This window comes from Pelobacter seleniigenes DSM 18267 (assembly GCF_000711225.1).
Taxonomy (GTDB): Bacteria; Desulfobacterota; Desulfuromonadia; order Desulfuromonadales; family Geopsychrobacteraceae; genus Seleniibacterium; species Seleniibacterium seleniigenes.
The window spans coordinates 1,381,775-1,397,912 of the sequence record NZ_JOMG01000002.1 but is presented as its reverse complement, the minus strand read 5'-3'; the positions used below and the strand labels follow the sequence as shown (position 1 = coordinate 1,397,912).

17 protein-coding genes are annotated in these 16,138 nt (G+C 54.5%); 6 read left to right on the top strand and 11 right to left on the bottom strand.

What is annotated here, in order from left to right; genetic code table 11:
* Positions 1 to 20 precede the first annotated feature (20 nt).
* The 3 genes from N909_RS0109115 to N909_RS0109105 form a co-directional block, all read right to left on the bottom strand.
* Positions 21 to 1,547, bottom strand: a complete 1,527-nt coding sequence (locus tag N909_RS0109115) for a chemotaxis protein CheW (RefSeq protein WP_029914272.1) — start codon at positions 1,545 to 1,547, stop codon at positions 21 to 23.
* Between the two features lie 619 nt (positions 1,548 to 2,166).
* Positions 2,167 to 2,439 carry a helix-turn-helix transcriptional regulator gene (locus N909_RS26560; RefSeq protein WP_425415851.1) on the bottom strand — a complete coding sequence of 91 codons (273 nt, stop codon included), beginning with the start codon at positions 2,437 to 2,439 and terminating at the stop codon, positions 2,167 to 2,169.
* Positions 2,440 to 2,784: 345 nt separating this feature from the next.
* A complete protein-coding gene (locus N909_RS0109105; protein WP_029914268.1) occupies positions 2,785 to 3,111 on the bottom strand; it encodes a winged helix-turn-helix transcriptional regulator in 327 nt (108 codons plus the stop codon).
* Positions 3,112 to 3,237: 126 nt separating this feature from the next.
* On the opposite strand from N909_RS0109105, the gene N909_RS0109100 reads away from it, so the two are divergent.
* Together N909_RS0109100 and N909_RS0109095 are read left to right on the top strand one after the other, a co-directional pair.
* Positions 3,238 to 3,564 carry a nuclear transport factor 2 family protein gene (locus tag N909_RS0109100; RefSeq protein WP_029914267.1) on the top strand — a complete coding sequence of 109 codons (327 nt, stop codon included), beginning with the start codon at positions 3,238 to 3,240 and terminating at the stop codon, positions 3,562 to 3,564.
* The gene (locus tag N909_RS0109095; protein ID WP_029914265.1) at positions 3,561 to 4,343 is read left to right on the top strand and encodes an SDR family oxidoreductase; all 783 of its coding nucleotides are present in this window, start codon (positions 3,561 to 3,563) and stop codon (positions 4,341 to 4,343) included. Before N909_RS0109100 ends, N909_RS0109095 begins: the two co-directional genes overlap by 4 nt.
* A gap of 238 nt (positions 4,344 to 4,581) precedes the next feature.
* Here the strand turns inward: N909_RS0109095 and N909_RS25665 are convergent, their stop codons facing one another.
* The 7 genes from N909_RS25665 to N909_RS25255 all read right to left on the bottom strand — a co-directional run bounded on the left by N909_RS25665 (position 4,582) and on the right by N909_RS25255 (position 11,294).
* Positions 4,582 to 4,749 carry a hypothetical protein gene (locus tag N909_RS25665; RefSeq protein WP_155005905.1) on the bottom strand — a complete coding sequence of 56 codons (168 nt, stop codon included), beginning with the start codon at positions 4,747 to 4,749 and terminating at the stop codon, positions 4,582 to 4,584.
* Between the two features lie 319 nt (positions 4,750 to 5,068).
* Positions 5,069 to 5,782: a YkgJ family cysteine cluster protein gene (locus N909_RS23785; protein WP_051689634.1), complete on the bottom strand. Its 714-nt coding sequence runs from the start codon at positions 5,780 to 5,782 to the stop codon at positions 5,069 to 5,071.
* On the bottom strand, positions 5,782 to 6,738 hold the full coding sequence (locus N909_RS0109080; RefSeq protein WP_029914261.1) for a D-2-hydroxyacid dehydrogenase: 957 nt from the start codon (positions 6,736 to 6,738) through the stop codon (positions 5,782 to 5,784). Before N909_RS0109080 ends, N909_RS23785 begins: the two co-directional genes overlap by 1 nt.
* Positions 6,735 to 7,445: a GGDEF domain-containing protein gene (locus N909_RS0109075; protein WP_029914259.1), complete on the bottom strand. Its 711-nt coding sequence runs from the start codon at positions 7,443 to 7,445 to the stop codon at positions 6,735 to 6,737. The genes N909_RS0109080 and N909_RS0109075 overlap by 4 nt, the downstream gene beginning before the upstream one ends.
* Positions 7,446 to 7,510: 65 nt before the next feature.
* Positions 7,511 to 7,957 carry a DUF4019 domain-containing protein gene (locus N909_RS0109070; protein ID WP_162179117.1) on the bottom strand — a complete coding sequence of 149 codons (447 nt, stop codon included), beginning with the start codon at positions 7,955 to 7,957 and terminating at the stop codon, positions 7,511 to 7,513.
* Positions 7,958 to 8,167: 210 nt separating this feature from the next.
* Positions 8,168 to 10,528, bottom strand: coding sequence for a peptidase U32 family protein (locus N909_RS0109065; protein WP_036683036.1), 2,361 nt, complete (start codon positions 10,526 to 10,528; stop codon positions 8,168 to 8,170).
* A 52-nt stretch (positions 10,529 to 10,580) separates the two neighbouring features.
* Positions 10,581 to 11,294 carry a DsbC family protein gene (locus N909_RS25255; protein ID WP_029914252.1) on the bottom strand — a complete coding sequence of 238 codons (714 nt, stop codon included), beginning with the start codon at positions 11,292 to 11,294 and terminating at the stop codon, positions 10,581 to 10,583.
* A gap of 736 nt (positions 11,295 to 12,030) precedes the next feature.
* On the opposite strand from N909_RS25255, the gene N909_RS0109055 reads away from it, so the two are divergent.
* Positions 12,031 to 12,714, top strand: coding sequence for a CTP synthase C-terminal region-related (seleno)protein (locus N909_RS0109055; protein ID WP_029914250.1), 684 nt, complete (start codon positions 12,031 to 12,033; stop codon positions 12,712 to 12,714).
* Between the two features lie 148 nt (positions 12,715 to 12,862).
* On the opposite strand, the gene N909_RS0109050 is transcribed toward N909_RS0109055, so the two are convergent.
* Entirely contained in the window at positions 12,863 to 13,054 is a 192-nt protein-coding gene (locus tag N909_RS0109050; RefSeq protein ID WP_029914248.1) for a YgaP family membrane protein, read from the bottom strand.
* Between the two features lie 149 nt (positions 13,055 to 13,203).
* Here N909_RS0109050 and N909_RS0109045 point away from each other — a divergent pair, with 149 nt between their 5' ends.
* From N909_RS0109045 to N909_RS0109035, 3 genes are all read left to right on the top strand, one after another.
* Positions 13,204 to 14,235 (top strand): TRAP transporter substrate-binding protein, encoded by a 1,032-nt coding sequence (locus tag N909_RS0109045; protein ID WP_029914246.1) that lies wholly within the window; start codon positions 13,204 to 13,206, stop codon positions 14,233 to 14,235.
* A 215-nt stretch (positions 14,236 to 14,450) separates the two neighbouring features.
* On the top strand, positions 14,451 to 15,488 hold the full coding sequence (locus tag N909_RS0109040; protein WP_029914244.1) for a TRAP transporter substrate-binding protein: 1,038 nt from the start codon (positions 14,451 to 14,453) through the stop codon (positions 15,486 to 15,488).
* Between the two features lie 139 nt (positions 15,489 to 15,627).
* Positions 15,628 to 16,137 carry a TRAP transporter small permease gene (locus N909_RS0109035; protein WP_029914242.1) on the top strand — a complete coding sequence of 170 codons (510 nt, stop codon included), beginning with the start codon at positions 15,628 to 15,630 and terminating at the stop codon, positions 16,135 to 16,137.
* Position 16,138: the final 1 nt, after the last annotated feature.

Here is a 16,138-nt window from a genome sequence, read left to right as displayed (position 1 = left end):
CAAAGGATTCCCTATAATAGCTAAGCCTCGGTGGCGATTTTTAAAGGTTCTTCTTCGGTAAAGATGCCGAGATCTCTGATCAGTTGTTCGACATCATAGATGAGCAAGGATTTCTCCTCTCCACGGGCGGTTTTGAAGCGATACCCTTCCCGGATATGGTTCCCGGTTTGCCCCTGGTGGTGAACTGACAGGTTCGGGATGCGCTCAATCTGCATCCGATCCGGTTTAACGATTTCCATGATGTCATCAACCATGATGCCGATATTTTTTCCCGGCAGGTTGAGGATGATAATTTTGGCGTCTTCAAGTCTGGCGTGGTTTTCCATCCGGTAATATTTGCGCAGGTTGATAATGGGAATGGCGCTATGACGCAGATTGAGAATGCCTTCATGATAAGCGGGAAGACCCGGCAGTGCCGTGATTTCGGCCGAATAGTTGATGATCTCGCGGAACAGGTCGATATCGAAGGCATAATCTTCCCCGAGGCGGAATGAGATAAGGACCCGGTTTACGATTTCAAGGCTGCCTTTATCCTGCCGCCGGTTTTCATCAACTGATTTTTTCCCTGCCAACTCCGCATGGAGGTCGGCGTTGCCTCTGAGGTGTTTGAGCAGGGTTTCGTCGAACAGCCGGGCAGGGTCAAGCTTGACGATGCTGCGGCCGGGTTCCAGCGCGACGATTCCAGCGAAACACTCCTGGCCTTGACCGAGAATCGGGACCGGTAAGAGTTGGTCTTCCTCATAGTGGATAACTTCCCTGATGGCGTCGACCAGAATGCCGCAAGGCACATCTCCCTGCAGAATGATAATCCGTGACTCGGGGGTAATCTCCTCGGAAGGGTATTTGAAGTGAAGTCTCAGGTCGACAATGTTGACCAGTTCATCACGCAGGACGATGACCCCTTTAATCGCCGGGTCAACCAACACTTTGCGTTTTATCTTCGGGGGCTTGATGATTTCTTTAATCGCCTCGATGGCAATGGCAAATTCCTGCCCGTTGAGCATGAGCGTGATGTCCTGCTTAAGGGGGCGGAAGCTGCGACCAGCCCCGGCGCCGTCGTGACTGATCAGGGGCAGGTTGTATTTCCTGAACAGTCGCTCCAGATCCAGCAGCTGAACGATTCGGTCGCCGCCGTCAAGGGACAACAGCCCCTGGCTGCAGAGTTCAAGATCCTCTTCCCGGGTATCAATCCGGCTGATTTCGCTCTGCCTGACGCGGACGACTTCACTGATTTCATCGAAGCGCAAGCCGAACAGGCCGCCATTAAACTGGACAATTGCCAGCGGATTTTCTGCCGTTGGAGGAGCGGGTTGCAGGTGAAAGCGGGTCCGCAGGTTGATGATCGGAATGATCGATCCGCGCAGATTGATGAGTCCGTCAAGCGCATCCAGAGAGCAGGGCAGCTGGGTCAGAGGACCCCTGTGGAGAATGGTTTCATGCACATAGTCGACCCTGATCCCGAATTCACGGCCATCAAGCAGGAAAAAAGCGTAAGACTCCTCTTGGTGGTGCAATGCTCTATCTATCTTTGCTGCTTCTTTTGACATTTCTAACCTGACCCCTTGAGGAAGGATCAATTCAGGTTGAGCCGGTCGTTCCCCAAGGGTTGGGCGATCAATCAGCTCGTCTTGAGGTTGTTATGGTGGCTCTGAACTCTAGTTAATTAATTAATTAATATTAAAAAAAATATATTCATTCTTATATTATTTATTTACGGCTGTCAATGTTTAATAGAATGAAATTAAATTTTGCTTAATTGAGAGTTGATTTGTTAATAGATTAATTAATTCGGCTGGTTAATAGCCTTCATAAGTTTTTCCGGTAGGCTGTGGACGAGGCGGTGTTTCGCTGAGGTCATTTGTGTTTCAACCGAACAGACTCAACGAGGGTTATCTCAGTAGGGAGTCAGGTTAGGCCGGTAATCCTTCGCGTCTGAACGAGGGGCGGAACATGAGGTCGGCTATTTCCGCATCCCTTCGCGAATGTACTGAGCCATCCGCTCCACTGCGGCAAATTTGGCTTTTGGGGGAGCGATTCAAAATAATCTTGGTGACAGGGAGTTCCGGGAAGCCATCTTTGGCGCTCAGAACCCTGAACTGCTCGGGGATGACTCTATCCATTGACAGTGTGTCAGGCGTCGGGTCCTCAGAATGAAGGAATTTCTGCTCACCTGGGCGATCTTAGACTTTGGGGGCTGATCGCGAGCAGTTTCTGAAAAGCGCGACTGCATGATGTCCGTGATTTCCAGCCGTGGTTTTCAGCAATGATTGAGAATGACTGGTCGCTTTCAAGAAGAGCGCGGCGAATGCCAAACAGTCGCCACTGTGCCACATACTGCATCGGAGTGAGGCCGGTCCTCTTGCGGAAGCTGTCAGCAAAGGAAGATTGAGACATGCCGGCTTCGGGTGCCAGCCCGGCGACGGTCCAATCCTCGGCAATGGTCCCGTGAAAAGCCCGGAGCGCCCTGCCCAGCCGCGGTTCGACCAGTTGAAGGACAATCTTGGGGCTCTGTATCTGGTCCTTGGGGAAGAGGATTTAATGACCCTTGATCAAGTCAGTTCCAAACCGCCCCGCTATCCGAACTGGATGCTGACCTACAACGCGGCGAGTCGGGTTCCGAAAGGACACCCTTTTGAAGGGCCGAGCTGGGTGAGTGGGGGGCGAAACGCCTCTTCGCGTCGAGTAGACTGACTTGTCCCCTGGGCTCAATTGTTCAGCTTACAGAAACTCATGCGCAGGAGAAAGGCGTCAGCTCAGAGATAAAAGGGGCATCATGACAAGCGGCTATGCTTCATGTCGATCAGTCCATTTCAGCAGTGCGTCCAGGGCGGGGCAGAGAGACTGCCCCCAAGCAGTCAAGCCGTACTCAACCTTCGGTGGCATTTGCGGGTGGACGATGCGCCGGACAACGCCGTCCGTTTCCAGCTGGCGAAGCTGCTGGATCAGCATCTTTTGGGTAATGGCCGGGATCGCTTTTTCGAGTTCGGAAAAGCGCAACAGCTTGCCGCCGAACAAATGAAAGAGAATGACCAGCTTCCATTTTCCATTAAGGATTTTGATCGCTTGCTCGACACCTTCGGCGGCCGAGGCGGGGGTCCATTGTTTTTCCATACTTTTTAGTGCGTACCCTACTTAATTGTGCGTTATTGCCCTTTTCGAAGCCTATCACTATTCTGTCCCTATATCAATTTTGATTCCCCACTGTGGAATCCGACAAATGAAGCAAGGAGCAAACCGATGTCATTTGATCTTCCAGAGCCTATCGACAGCTATTTCAGTGCCAGCCGAGCCGCCGGCGCAGCCATTGCCCGGTGCTTCACCGAGCATGCCATGGTGAAGGACGAAGGACATACCTATAACGGCAGGGTTGCCATTGAACAATGGGAAATGGCTGTGGCAGAAAAATTCACCTATACGAGCACGCCATTCGCTTGCGCAGAGCAGGACGGCAAGATAATCGTCACCAGCCGGGTGATCGGAAACTTTCCCGGCAGTCCCGTTGATCTACGTTACTTTTTTTGTCTCGAAGGGGATAAAATAGCGTCCCTGGAGATTATCCTATGAGCTTTGATCTTGGTCTTGCCGGACGCCGCGCGCTTGTCACCGGCGCGACCAAAGGTGTGGGTGCGGCCGTGGTCGAGTCCTTGCACAAGGTCGGTGTGACCGTTCTCGGCACGGCCCGTGCGGTTCCTGACACTGCTCCCGACGGTCTTCTTTATATCGCTGCCGATCTGTCCACCGCAGCGGGTTGCCGGGTCGTGGCGGAAAACGTTTTGGAGCGTCTTGGCGGCATCGATATCATCATCAATGTGGTCGGTGGCTCGAGTGCGCCGGTGGGTGGCTTCGCAGTCCTGGACGATGGTGAATGGGAGCTGGCAATGAATCAGAATCTGCTGCCTGCCGTGCGCCTTGACCGGGCCTTGCTTCCGGCAATGATCGCGCAGGGAGCTGGAGTCATCATCCATGTCACCTCCATTCAGCACGAACTACCCCTGCCGGAATCGACGACCGCTTATGCGGCGGCCAAGGCTGCACTATCGACCTACAGCAAAAGCTTGTCGAAGGAAGTTGCGCCGAAAGGGATCCGGGTGGTGCGTGTCTCCCCGGGCTGGGTCGAGACCGAGGCAGCCGTGCGGTTGACCGAGCGGCTTGCCGAAAGTGCCGGCACCGATTATGAGGGAGGGAAAAAGATTATCATGGCATCTCTCGGCGGCATCCCCCTCGGTCGTCCGGCTCGGCCTCGGGAAGTTGCCGACCTGATCACCTTCCTGGTTTCCTCCCGCGCCGCAGCGATTACTGGCACCGAGTATGTCATCGACGGTGGGACGGTGCCGACAGCCTGAGCTGGGGCGGCAGGCCATTAAAGGATTGCTGACGAGTCGGCAAAAGGGCTGCGGTCAGCCCTGACGAAAACAGCCACCCTGGTGATTGCAAGGTGGCTGTTACAGCTGAATTGTGCTGCTTGTCGAGGCTGTTCCCAAACTTTGCAAAGCCCGGCCGCGCCCAAGGGCTGGGAATAACCTGTTTCTGCAGTGTTGCAACGGGGTTGCTCTCGCGAACTGGCGAACCCGCTGAATGACCTCAGTGAGATCTTGCCAGGGTCGTTTTCAGTTTGCGTTGGACCGGTTTGGGCTGATAGTTGCTGGTGTCTTTGGGGTGTTGCAGTTTAAGCCAGGAAAAGATTGAAAAATAGACGACCCCGGCAATCAGGATAAATGCGACGAACATATGAAAAATGATTTCCAGCATGGTGTTCCTCCTCTTGGTAGGCCTTGCGCATCGGGATCAGCTGAATGAGAGGAGATGAGGAGGAATTTTTTCAGCCTGTAAGGCGACGCTGCCTGGCCTGTTGATGTTGTTCTTTTCTGTCTGTTGCAGATCGGGTGGCAGTCTTGCAAAAAAGCTTAGCCCGGACGGAAAAACCGGGAAAGTATCGAATGGGTCAACGGCCGGATTGGGTAGGTCACCGGCGGCCAGGGAGAAGTAAGCGGAATTCCGTCGCAAAGAAGGGTAGTTGACTGGACTGGACTGGGCTGGGGCCGCCGGAATGGCCAGCCCAGCCTGCGGGTCACTGCCTGAACTGCAGTAAATAAGACTGTTCCAGCTCCCGGCTGTGCAGAAAGCGAGCGAGTTGGTCGGGAGCGTTGGCCAGTTGTTCAGCCAGGTCGAATTCAAGCTGAAGCCAGATCAGGTAGATCAGGTTACCGCTGAGGGTGCAATTGAATTGCTCGAGCATGACGGCCTGCAGCTCATCTTCCAATTCGGTGGCCAGTTCCTGCGGAGTGGCCAGGTAATGGGTCGGGTAGGCCACCAGCTGGGGGTCGAGACTGCTTAAAAAGGCCTGTTTCTCAAGTGGGTGCAGGGTGCTGAAGTCGACCCCGCACCAGGCGGCCGGACGGGTCGAGAGCAGGGCCCGGCAGGCCAGTGGCCGCTGAGCGTAAATCTGGCAACTCTGGGTCGCCGGGTCAAGGAACGGACAGCCGCCCGATTCGCTGCGGTGGCGGCGCAGGAAATCCTTGAGATCAGCGGCATCTTTATTCAGTTGCACCAGCCAGGCGGCCCGCTCGCCGATCAGTTGCCGCTGTGGCTCGTTCAGGCCGGCGGCGATGGCCCTGGCTTCGGCAAAGGCGCAGTTGACCGCCAGCGTACAGCAGTTGGCGCACCCTTTAGCGCAGTAGATGGTCGACCAGGTCGCCCCCACCTGCTCAACCGCCGCGGCACAGGCAAGGTCCAGCCGGCGGCGGTTTTGTTCGAGCACGCTATGCAGCTTTTGCCAGCTCATCAGACGACCCGGTTGTCCGCGCTGCCGTTTTGAAAGGAACGGATGTTGGATACGACCAGGTCGAGCAGTCGCTTGCGTGCTTCCAGGGTGGCCCAGGCCATGTGCGGGGTGATGATACAGTTGGGAGCGCTCAGCAATGGGCTGTCTTCAGGTGGCGGCTCTTCGGAAAGGACATCGGCCGCATAGCCGCCGAGATAGCCTTCTTCGAGGGCTTCAATGACCGCGGCTTCGTCGATCAGCTGGCCGCGACCGGTGTTGATGAGCAGGGCTCCCTGTTTGATCCTGGCCAGTCTGGCCGTGTTGACCAGCTGCCGGGTCTGGTCGGTGAGCGGACAGTGCAGGCTGATGGCATGGCACTTGGAGAACAGCTGATCGACATCGACAAATTCGACATTGGTGTCCTGTGCGTATTTTTCCGGGTGCCGGGTGCTGGCCAGAACCCGCATGTCGAAAGCGGTGGCTATCTTGGCGACCTGTCGACCGATCTGTCCGAAGCCGACAATCCCCATGGTCTTGCCGGCGACCTCGTAGAGCGGCCGGTCATGAAAACTGAAGTCCGGGCATTCGCTCCAGGCGCCCTGGCGGACCAACTGGGCATGATGGCCAACATGCTGGGTCATCTCCAGCAGCAGTGCGAAGACCATCTGCGCCACCGAAGCACTGCCGTAGCCGGGAGCATTGGTGACGACGATGGAGCGGGCCCGCGCCGCGTCCAGATCGACAATATTGACGCCGGTGGCGAGGACGCCGATGTATTTCAGCTGTGGCAACGCAGCGATAGTTTCGGCAGAGACCATGGTTTTATTGGTCAGGAGAATGTCGGCATCAGCCGCTCTTTCCACAATTTGTTCGCCGGCCGTTCGTGGATAGATGGCGCAGCTGCCCAGCTCTTTGAGCGGGGCCCAGTCAAGATCGCCGGGGTTGAGGGTATAGCCGTCAAGAACAACAATTTTCATGGAGGATCCTTCTCGGTTTTGGTGCGGCCGAACAGTTCTGCCAGCACCTGTTTTTCTTCAGGGCTGACCAGATCGATTTGTTCCGGCTCGGGATGACAGACGCGATTGCGCCCTTCCTGTTTGGCTTTATAAAGATAATGATCGGCGTGAGCAATCAATTCTGTGGCTTGAAGCGGTTGATCGACCCGGTAAATAGCGATCCCCAGGCTGACGGTCAATGGTAAATCTTTACCGTTGTTCAGCAGGGGCGTTTGGGCGATGGCCCGGCGAATGCGCTCTCCGACCTGGCTGGCGGACGTCAGACCGGTATCCGGGAGGATGATGGCGAATTCCTCTCCGCCGTAACGACAGGGGATATCGAGCCGCCGCACGTTTTGCCGCAGGATTGTGGCGATGTGGGCCAGCGCACTGTTGCCGACCTGATGCCCCCAAGTATCGTTGACCTGTTTAAAATGATCGATGTCGAGCATGATCAAGGCAGTGGCCTGGCCGCTGCGTTGGGTGCGTTCGATTTCGTGTTCCAAAGCCTGGATAAAAAACCGGTAATTGGCCAACCCGGTCAGGGTATCGGTACGGACAAGATCGGCAAGGCGGGCGATTTCCCGTTGCAGCGTCGCGACTTCTGCGGCGATCGGGCAGTCGCTGATGCCTGCGGGACAGCGGGGCGGAGGTTGCTCCAGGGGGTCTTTTTTCCGTTTTGAGTTCATAGATTCAGTGCCGCTGCCGACGGCACGGCCGCGGCAGGACAATCAGCCCAAAAAGGGAGTGCATATTATTTTATGAAATATCCGGCAACACGCCAAATCCCGTCCTGGCCAAGCATCAGCGTGACGGTTTCTTGAGCATCCTTTTTGTTAGCAAAGCTCGAACTGTAGGTATAAACCATGTAGTCGCCTGCGGGAATCCCTTTTTTGTCAGCCTCTTTGCTATAGGTATGGTCAACCTGCCGCCGTTCCAGAAGTTTGCCAGCCGTGTCACGCACTGCGCTGAGTTCATCAAGCCACTTTGTCAGCGGAACCTTGGTTTGCAGATACGGGGAGCAGGATTGCCAGCTTTCCTGGTATTTGCCGCTATCAATCAGCCGCAGGAATGCATTTGCGGCGGCGTTCGACGCATCCAATACCTGTTGGTCGGGTTGTTTCACATAACTGGGATAAAAAATGATCACCAATGCCAGGATGGCCAGAAAAGCGTGGATGCGATATTTTCTTGGCAGCACAGCGTCCTCCGTCAACAAAGCCGGCTCGATTTCGTTAACATCCAATCGGCAGCGCCCCGTTCAGGACGGTTGCACCGACTGACCAGCTGCTCCTCTTCGTGCGGTTTTTCACTCTGCGCATGGTTTTCTTAAATATAATCGGGATTTCTCGGCAGGGCAACCTTTCAAACTTTGCTGTCGCAAGGCCGATGGCTCAGGCCCGACGGCCTGCTATTCCAGTTCCCGTTCAAAGTTGAACTTGCTGACATCCGGCGGATCATAGCCGCGGCGAACCGCTTCGAGAACCTGCTTGCCCCGGGAACTGAACGGGCCGACATGAGACAGATCGATGATGAACCGGCTGCAGCCGGACTGCTCCAACTCCGGCAGGTTGCCAATAAAGGAAAAATCCGTTCCGCTTTGTAGCCAGGTCAATCCCTGCCGCTGCTGGACGAGAAAGGCATCGCCGCGGTCGGACAGGACCGGATTGTCAGAGCGGAGGTTTTTGATCCTGACCCGGGAGGCCAGCAGCGGAACACTGCCGTACACGGTCAGGGCGGTTGCCAGCGGCAGCTTGCGGGCCAAAACCGCGGCCAGGTTGGAGCGATCATCCTCGATATACAGTTCGGCTTCAGTGATCCCGAGGTCGGCCAAGGCCACCAGCGCCTGGCTGTTGAGGGCGAACAGGCGAAAGCTGCTGAACAGGTTCAGGTCGGCGAGCTTGTCAAAGAGCGGAAAGTGCCCCAGGTTGTTGAGCCGGAAGTTGCGGAAGCCGTTGCGAACCAGTTGGCGGACGGCGTTCTGCTGTTCCTGCCAGTCGTTATCGAAGAGGATAAAAGGGAGATCCCAGATGATCCGCTCCGCTTTGTTGATGAGCTTCCCGGCGGCCTGTAGATTGCGCCCGGTCAGCGGCAGTAACACCGCATCGACCGCCGGGTCCGAGAGAATGTGCTGGTCCCGCGAATCGCTGAGCTGGATACGAAGCTGGCGAGTGCCCTGGTCGGTTTTGCCCATGGGGAGCAGCTCAACCCGGGGGCGCTTGCTGTGATCATTGTAGCTGCGGGTTTTCGGGGGATGCTGCAGTCGCAGGGCGGCATAGAGCTCGCGCCTGATCTGCTTGAGCTGTTTGGGCGGGATGACAATCTCTGGCAGCGGGCCACAGTCCAGTTGGCCGAGGACGAACGGTTCCGCGGCAGTGACGGCGAAGTTCTGATAGAGAATTTCCCTGCTCAAACCTTGTTTTTCGGCCGGGTAGCTGTCGATGTCGAATTGAAATTGCTCCGTTGTTCCGGCCACGGTCGCGGCGATCAGCAGCTGCGGCGGTTCGACCCGGATGGCCAGCGCGACCTGCGTCGGAGGCGGACCGACCGTGGCGAGTTGGCGGCGACAGGCATTTTCGCTCATGGCAAAGGAACCGCTGGCCGACACTAGGAAGATGCCGTCACCGACCTTGAACTGGTTGGTAAAGGTCGATGGGACGCTGACAAAGCTGTTGGCGGAAGCCTTATTGACTTGCCGTTTGCCAAGGAGCAGCTGGCGGATGGTAAAGGCGGTACCGCTTTTATCGGTGGCCGGCTGAATTCTGATCCGATCCCCCAGGTGAAGGGCCTCTTTGCTTTTGAAGGTTATTTCCCCGCCACGGACTTTGGCGATTTCACCGAGATATCTGCCGGTAGCCCCTTTGCGCGACGGGATCGCCATATCACTCGGCTGGCTGCCGCTTAAGAATCCCTGCGTAGGTTGCCGGCCAAAACTGTCCTTGAGCAGCAGTTTGGCATCTTTGACCGCCTGCTGGCGCTGTTGCCCCTGCGCATCAAGGACCCGCCGGTAGGCGGAGACGACCTTGTGGACATATTCCGCACTCTTCATCCGCCCCTCGATCTTCAGACTGCAGATTCCGGCCTGCTCCAGTTCGGGGAGCAGATCGATGGCTGACAGGTCGTTGGGGGAAAAATAATAGCCTTCGTTGTTGCGATAGCGGTGATTGCGTCGGCAGGGCTGGGCACAGCGGCCGCGATTACCGCTTTTGCCGCTTAAAAAAGAGGAAAAGTAGCATTGCCCGCTGAAGGAAAAACAGAGCGCTCCGTGAATGAAATGTTCCAGCTCCAGGCGAGTGTTGGCCCGGATGGTCGAAATCTCCGCCAGGGTCAGCTCTCTGGCCAGAACGGCCCGGGCAAAGCCCATTCGTTCGAGCATCTTGACCCCGGCCGTATTATGCACGGTCAGCTGGGTTGAGGCATGCAGTTCCAGCCCGGGGAAATGCTCCCGGGCCAGTTTCCAAACCGCCAGATCCTGGAGGATAACGGCATCGATCCCAATCGCCTCCAGGGCTCCCAGGGTGTCGATCAGGTGTGGCAGCTCGGCTTCTTTAACGAGGGTGTTGAGGGTGACGTAAAGCCTTTTCCCCTGCCCCTGCAGAAACCAGCTCATCCGTTCGACATCGGCCAGGGAAAAGTTCTTGGCTTTGGCACGGGCGGAAAATTCTTTCAGCCCGATATAAACAGCATCGGCACCGCCTTCAACCGCGGCGAAAAAGGCCTCCAGGCTGCCGGCGGGGGCCAGCAGCTCCGGGCGTGTGGTGATTTTCTTCAAAAGGGACTGTCCTGTTGACTTCGTTTTCATCCGCAAATTGCGGATGAAAACCTTATTTATCCAATAATTGTTCGACCTGCTGCTGGTTAAAACCACTCAGGTGATGACCGTTGATCCAATATTGCGGGGTTCCGGTGATGCCGACCTCTCTGCCGATGCGGCGATGCAGCTCAAGCATGCCGTTGTCGGTGAACGCCGGCAGCGGCTGGTTGTCATAGGCTCCGGAAAAAACCTTTTCATACGCTTCTGCCGGATTGGCCGCCGAAAGGATATAACGGGCTTTGGCTTCGGCTTGGGGGTGGAGCTTATCCAAAGGGTACAAAAACACGTAACGCGTGACATCTGTTCGGTTCTCGAAAAAGGCCGAACCATGGCGGCAGAACGGACAATCCGGGTCAGTGACTTCAATGACCTGGTTGGGGCCGTCGCCGATTTTGATCGCTTTGTCCAGCGGGAACAGCTTGATCTTTTCCGAGAGCAGGCGGTCTTTGCTTTCGCGGGTCAGATTGCGCGAATCAGGGGTCCACAGGTCACCGACGAAGATCAGTCCGGTGGCCGGGGAGAAGTAGACGATCTCATTGTTATCGACAATAACTTCGTAAATGCCGCTGATGGGGGTGGGATTGATCTGGGCGGATTGAAGTTTGGGATAATATTTGCTGAGTGCGGCAGCGACCGCATCCTGTTCGCTCTGGTCCTGGGCAAAGACGACCTGCGCTGACAGGACAATCAGAAGAAGGATCGGGAAAAAACGAAAACGTGACATGCCATTTGCTCCTGGTCTGCTAGTAAAAGTTTTTCCGAGCATACACCAGTCGCGGCTTTGCTAAAAGGGGTGATCCGTCAGCCGGGTGAAAATGTCCGCCGGAATGGCGTACAGAGAGTCTGTTCCAACCATTTTTTAAACGATTAGTCATATTCCTTGCTTATAGTAATATCTCTATAAATTTCAATCAGTTAAGTTGTTTTTAATTCGTTTATAAAAAAGGGGTCAAGTCTACGGTTGACGTGTTGAGGTTATTTGGTAGTCTAAATTCACGTCGAGACCACTACGCATAGAGTATCCGGGGGCCTGGTATCATTGTTATGAACTGTCGCCGAAGGCATTGTGATGTTTTTGAAGGTGAGGAGGATTTCCATCTTTTTATCGACATTTTAAAAAGCCACTGTCAGACAGCTATTTCAAGATTTGAGTCTATGATGGAGGGGAATGTTACTGCCCGGGAAATGTATGCGCGGGTATGTCGGGAAATGAAAATCAGTCAACCGTAGACTTGACCCCTCCTCACCTCGGAACCGCGATAACATAGAGAAAACCAGAGAATTGTCAGAAAACAGGTGTATAAACCTTTAGAGAATGAATTTTTAGCGATTCAGCCGAGACCGGCTGATGAGTTGGTCGATCAGCCAACTATCGCAAAAACCATCATCTGAGCTGTAGCAAGAATGTTAAACCAATTTTTCTACAAGCTCGTTATGCATTAGAAACGAGGCATTGATACATGAAAATTGCCCTAGTTGGTGACTACAACCCGGATGTTACGGCTCATAGAGCTATACCAGCAGCGATAGAAATAGCTTCAAACAATGTAGGTTGCCAAGCTTCTATAAAGTGGATGAATTCGCAAGATATTCCTAATTTTGATTTGAAGGAGTTTTCTGGATTTTGGTGTGTCCCTGCAAGCCCCTATCAGCAAATGGATAATGTTTTAGGCGTTATCGCCTTTGCAAGACGGAACAATATTCCTTTCTTAGGCACATGTGGCGGTTATCAGCATGCAGCTTTGGAGTTCGCTAGAAATGAATTAGGATACGTTTATGCAGATAACGGCGAGGTTAATCCAGAAGCAAGTATGCCATTAATTTCAACCTTATCTTGTCGGCTTTCAAATGAGGACGGGAAAGTTTGTCTTAATCAAAACTCCAAATTATTTCAAATTTACGGAAGTGAGGTAGTTAGAGAAACATACAATTGCGGCTTTGGAGTAAATAGGAATTACCTGGATATTTTTGATGGAAGTGATATGCGGTTTACAGGCTTTGATGAAGACGGAGACCCAAGGGCATTAGAGTTGGGGTGCAATAATTTTTTTATAGGAACAGCTTTTCAGCCTGAGCGATCAGCCTTTTTGGGAAAGCCGCACCCAATCATTAAATCGTTTTTGCAGGCAGCATCACAAGCATAACAAACTCGCTGCACGGGAGCGCAAAAAGCGCGCCCCGTGAGCATTGCGTTGAGGCTGTAGAAAAACCTCAGAGATTTAAAATTATATGCGTTTTTAGGGTAACAAAACCATTCAAAGAAGAAATAAAGTCGATCAGAGGCGAAAGCTGTCAGCCTTCCTTGACGCCCAGTTTTCGCAGGATGGTGATCATCGGACACCAGTCTGTGAAAGCGCTCTGAAACAGATTCAGACCGACAAACGCTGTGAAATAAAGCCAGTTGACGGAATGGAACTGGGACAGGATCACACTGACAACGATAAAAAATCCGGCAATCATTCGCAGGTAGCGATTAACAGTCATGACGACCTCCCTTTTTCGAATATAATAATATGAATATTTGCATTGTTGCAAGTGGTTTGATTGGCGCAACTTTCTGTTTCAAGAAAACATCCTCTTCAGTATGATGATAGCTGCCTTTTGTCTCTTTTCAATCCTGCAAGGAGGAGTTTATGCGCCACGTCGTCTGGAGCTTTACCCTGTTCCTGCTCTTGTTGTTGCCTGTTGGCAGCTATGCTGCCGATCCCCTGGCGGACTGGCAGCCGAAGTTTGATCCTTCCGGAGCCGAATTTACCTATCTGCTCTCCTGCGTTGGTCACCCGGCGATTGAAGGGGTTGCCGTGGGCTATCGAATTCGCGATCGGGTCTGGGCCGAATCGAAGGGCCGCCTCTATGTCGATTTTCGCCCCCTGTCCCAGCTCGGCGGTGAGAAGGATGTGATCGGCAAGCTGAAGATGGGCGCCATTCACGGCATGCTCAGTTCGTCAGTGGCCGCGCCGAACATCTCGCCCCGGCTCGGTCTGGTCAACCTGCCCTTCCTCTTTGACAGCGCAGCGAAATTGGACAAGTTTCGCGGCAATCAGGACCTGTTTTCCGCCTATGGCGAGGATGCCCTGCGCAAAGGGATTCGGGTTGTTGATTTCACCGGCTATGGCAGTTATGGCTGGGCCACCGTCAGTCCGGTCCGCAGCCTGGCTGATGCCCGCCAGCAGGTCTTCCGGATTGCTCAGGCCCCGGTCAATGTCGATCTTTATAAAGCCTGGGGAATCCAGTTTACCGTGATGCCCTGGCCCGATGTGCCCCAGGCTCTGCAAACCGGAGTCATCACCGGCCTCGACCACACCCCGACGGTTTGCAGTATTTCCAAGAAATTTACCGTGGCCAAAAATTTCACCCGCATCGATTATGCTCAGGGTCTCTATATCCACCTGGTCAATGAACGCTGGCTGAAGCGCTTGCCGGAGGACCTGCGAACCCTGTTGCTCAAGGCTATCGCTGAAGAGAGTGCACAGGCCAGGGCTTTGACCGAGTTGCAGCAGGAGCGCGAGATTGCTGCGGCGCAAGCGGCCGGGGTCAGCTTTTACCAACTTCCTGCAGAAGAGAAAAACCGGCTGGTGGAGCTCGCCGAACCGGTGGTGCAGAAGTGGGGAGAAAAAATCGGTGCGGATTATCTGACCCGGGTGCGCAGTTTCCTGGCCGATTAAAGGACTCCCGACCCGTTCGGGCCGAGGACGATTTTTAACCGGGGTGGCCTGTCCACCCCGGTTTTTTGTTTTCCCAGGGGCATAATAATCCTTGACCTCAAGCAAATAAGCAGGCTATCGTTTCATTCTAACTTATTGATTTTATTGTAATTTAACTTTTATTTGCGATAACCAAACAGCGTTTGTAAAATTGCTTGCCAAAAGGGAGGATTGCAATGAAGAAAGTCCTGGGATTATTACTGCTTCTGGTGTTTGTGGTGTCCTCGGCCGGCCTGGCCGCAGAGAAAACAGACCCTCTGGCAGCGTGGCAACCGAGCTTCGACCCCAGCGGTGCCGAATTCACCTACATTCTGTCGAATGTCTCCCACCCAGTCATTGAAGGCGTTGCCGCCGGGTATCGGATTCGCGACAAGGTCTGGGAAAAAACCAATGGCCGGATCTATGTCGATTACCGGCCTCTGTCCCAGCTCGGCGGCGAAAAGGATGTGATCAGCAAGCTCAAGCTCGGCGCGGTGCAGGGGATGCTGAGTTCCTCGGTAGCGGCCGCCAATGTCGCTGACCGCCTCGGTATTGTCAATCTCCCCTATGTTGTCGATACTTTCGATAAGCTTGACACCTTCCGTAACGATCCCGAACTCTGGCAGCCCTTTGCGGACAGCGCTTTGCGCAGCGGCATCTATGTTGCCGATGTGACCGGCTACGGACCTTACGGCTGGGCCACGACTGTTCCGGTCAACACCATCGCCGAGGCCAAGCAGGTCAACTTCCGGATTGCCCAGGCCCCGGTCAATACCGATTCCTACAAAGCCTGGGGCCTCAAATTCACGGTGCTGCCCTGGCCCGATGTCCCGCAGGCCCTGCAGACCGGCGTGATCACCGGTCTTGACCATACGGTGATTGTCTGTAACATCACCAAAAAATTCACCATTGCCAAGCATTTTACCGAGCTGAACTATGCCCAGGGGCTGTTTGTCCACCTGATCAACAAGCGCTGGCTCGATAAGTTGCCGGAAGACTTGCGCAGCACCTTCCTGGCGGTGGTCAAGGAGGAGAGCGCCGCGTCCCGCGAGGCTACCCGGCGCCAGTATGAGGAGCAGATGGTCAAGGCCAAGAAGGCCGGGGTCGAGTTTCATCACCTGTCGGATACCGAGTTGGGCGAGTTGAAGAAACTTGCTGAGCCGGTACTGAACAAATGGGGGGAAAAGATCGGTCCGGACTACCTGGCCAATGTCCGGCAAAAGCTTGGCAGTTGAGACCAATCCCTGTATAATCGGCGTGCTTTCACGGGGCCGGGGCTTGCTCCCCGGCCTTTTTGTTGCGGGCATGACCTCCTGAGGCCACTGGTGCTGTATCGTCCCCCTTTTTCCCGGACATCATGAAGGGCTGCACGGCATGCTGAAGAAGATCTTCAAAACGTTGGACCGCGTTTTTCTGCTGGTTGAGGACTGGTCGTTGTTTATCGCGGTCATGATCGCCCTGCTGACCGCCATGGCCAATGTCCTGCTGCGCAAGCTGACCAGCAATGTCAGCCTGTACTGGTCGGACGAAGTGGTCCGCAAAGTCATTTTCTTTTCTACCTACATCGGTTGTGTCGCAGCGGTACGCAGCCGCTCGCTGATTCGCATCGATGCTCTGCCGCAATTATTTCCGGTCCTGAAAAAACCGCTCACCCTGTTTTCTCACCTGGCCGTGCTGTTTTTTTCCATAGTGATGGTTCGGCTGGGCTGGGAGATGACCCTGATGATGTATCAGGATGAATACGCCCGCACCACCACCCTGCAGATCCCGGAATGGTATTTTTATGCCGTGTTGCCGCTGATGGGGGTGATGATGTTCCTGCGCACCCTGATCGTGATGGTGGAAGACTGGCGCGGCAGGCACGATCTGACCGGGGAGCAATAAG

What these genes read in the sequence shown, in the direction of transcription:
- N909_RS0109115 (WP_029914272.1), bottom strand. Translation starts at nt 1,547, where the DNA reads ATGTCAAAAGAAGCAGCAAAGATAGATAGAGCATTGCACCACCAAGAG.
- N909_RS0109105 (WP_029914268.1), bottom strand. Translation starts at nt 3,111, where the DNA reads ATGGAAAAACAATGGACCCCCGCCTCGGCCGCCGAAGGTGTCGAGCAA.
- N909_RS0109100 (WP_029914267.1), top strand. Translation starts at nt 3,238, where the DNA reads ATGTCATTTGATCTTCCAGAGCCTATCGACAGCTATTTCAGTGCCAGC.
- N909_RS0109095 (WP_029914265.1), top strand. Translation starts at nt 3,561, where the DNA reads ATGAGCTTTGATCTTGGTCTTGCCGGACGCCGCGCGCTTGTCACCGGC.
- N909_RS25665 (WP_155005905.1), bottom strand. Translation starts at nt 4,749, where the DNA reads ATGCTGGAAATCATTTTTCATATGTTCGTCGCATTTATCCTGATTGCC.
- N909_RS23785 (WP_051689634.1), bottom strand. Translation starts at nt 5,782, where the DNA reads ATGAGCTGGCAAAAGCTGCATAGCGTGCTCGAACAAAACCGCCGCCGG.
- N909_RS0109080 (WP_029914261.1), bottom strand. Translation starts at nt 6,738, where the DNA reads ATGAAAATTGTTGTTCTTGACGGCTATACCCTCAACCCCGGCGATCTT.
- N909_RS0109075 (WP_029914259.1), bottom strand. Translation starts at nt 7,445, where the DNA reads ATGAACTCAAAACGGAAAAAAGACCCCCTGGAGCAACCTCCGCCCCGC.
- N909_RS25255 (WP_029914252.1), bottom strand. Translation starts at nt 11,294, where the DNA reads ATGTCACGTTTTCGTTTTTTCCCGATCCTTCTTCTGATTGTCCTGTCA.
- N909_RS0109055 (WP_029914250.1), top strand. Translation starts at nt 12,031, where the DNA reads ATGAAAATTGCCCTAGTTGGTGACTACAACCCGGATGTTACGGCTCAT.
- N909_RS0109050 (WP_029914248.1), bottom strand. Translation starts at nt 13,054, where the DNA reads ATGACTGTTAATCGCTACCTGCGAATGATTGCCGGATTTTTTATCGTT.
- N909_RS0109045 (WP_029914246.1), top strand. Translation starts at nt 13,204, where the DNA reads ATGCGCCACGTCGTCTGGAGCTTTACCCTGTTCCTGCTCTTGTTGTTG.
- N909_RS0109040 (WP_029914244.1), top strand. Translation starts at nt 14,451, where the DNA reads ATGAAGAAAGTCCTGGGATTATTACTGCTTCTGGTGTTTGTGGTGTCC.
- N909_RS0109035 (WP_029914242.1), top strand. Translation starts at nt 15,628, where the DNA reads ATGCTGAAGAAGATCTTCAAAACGTTGGACCGCGTTTTTCTGCTGGTT.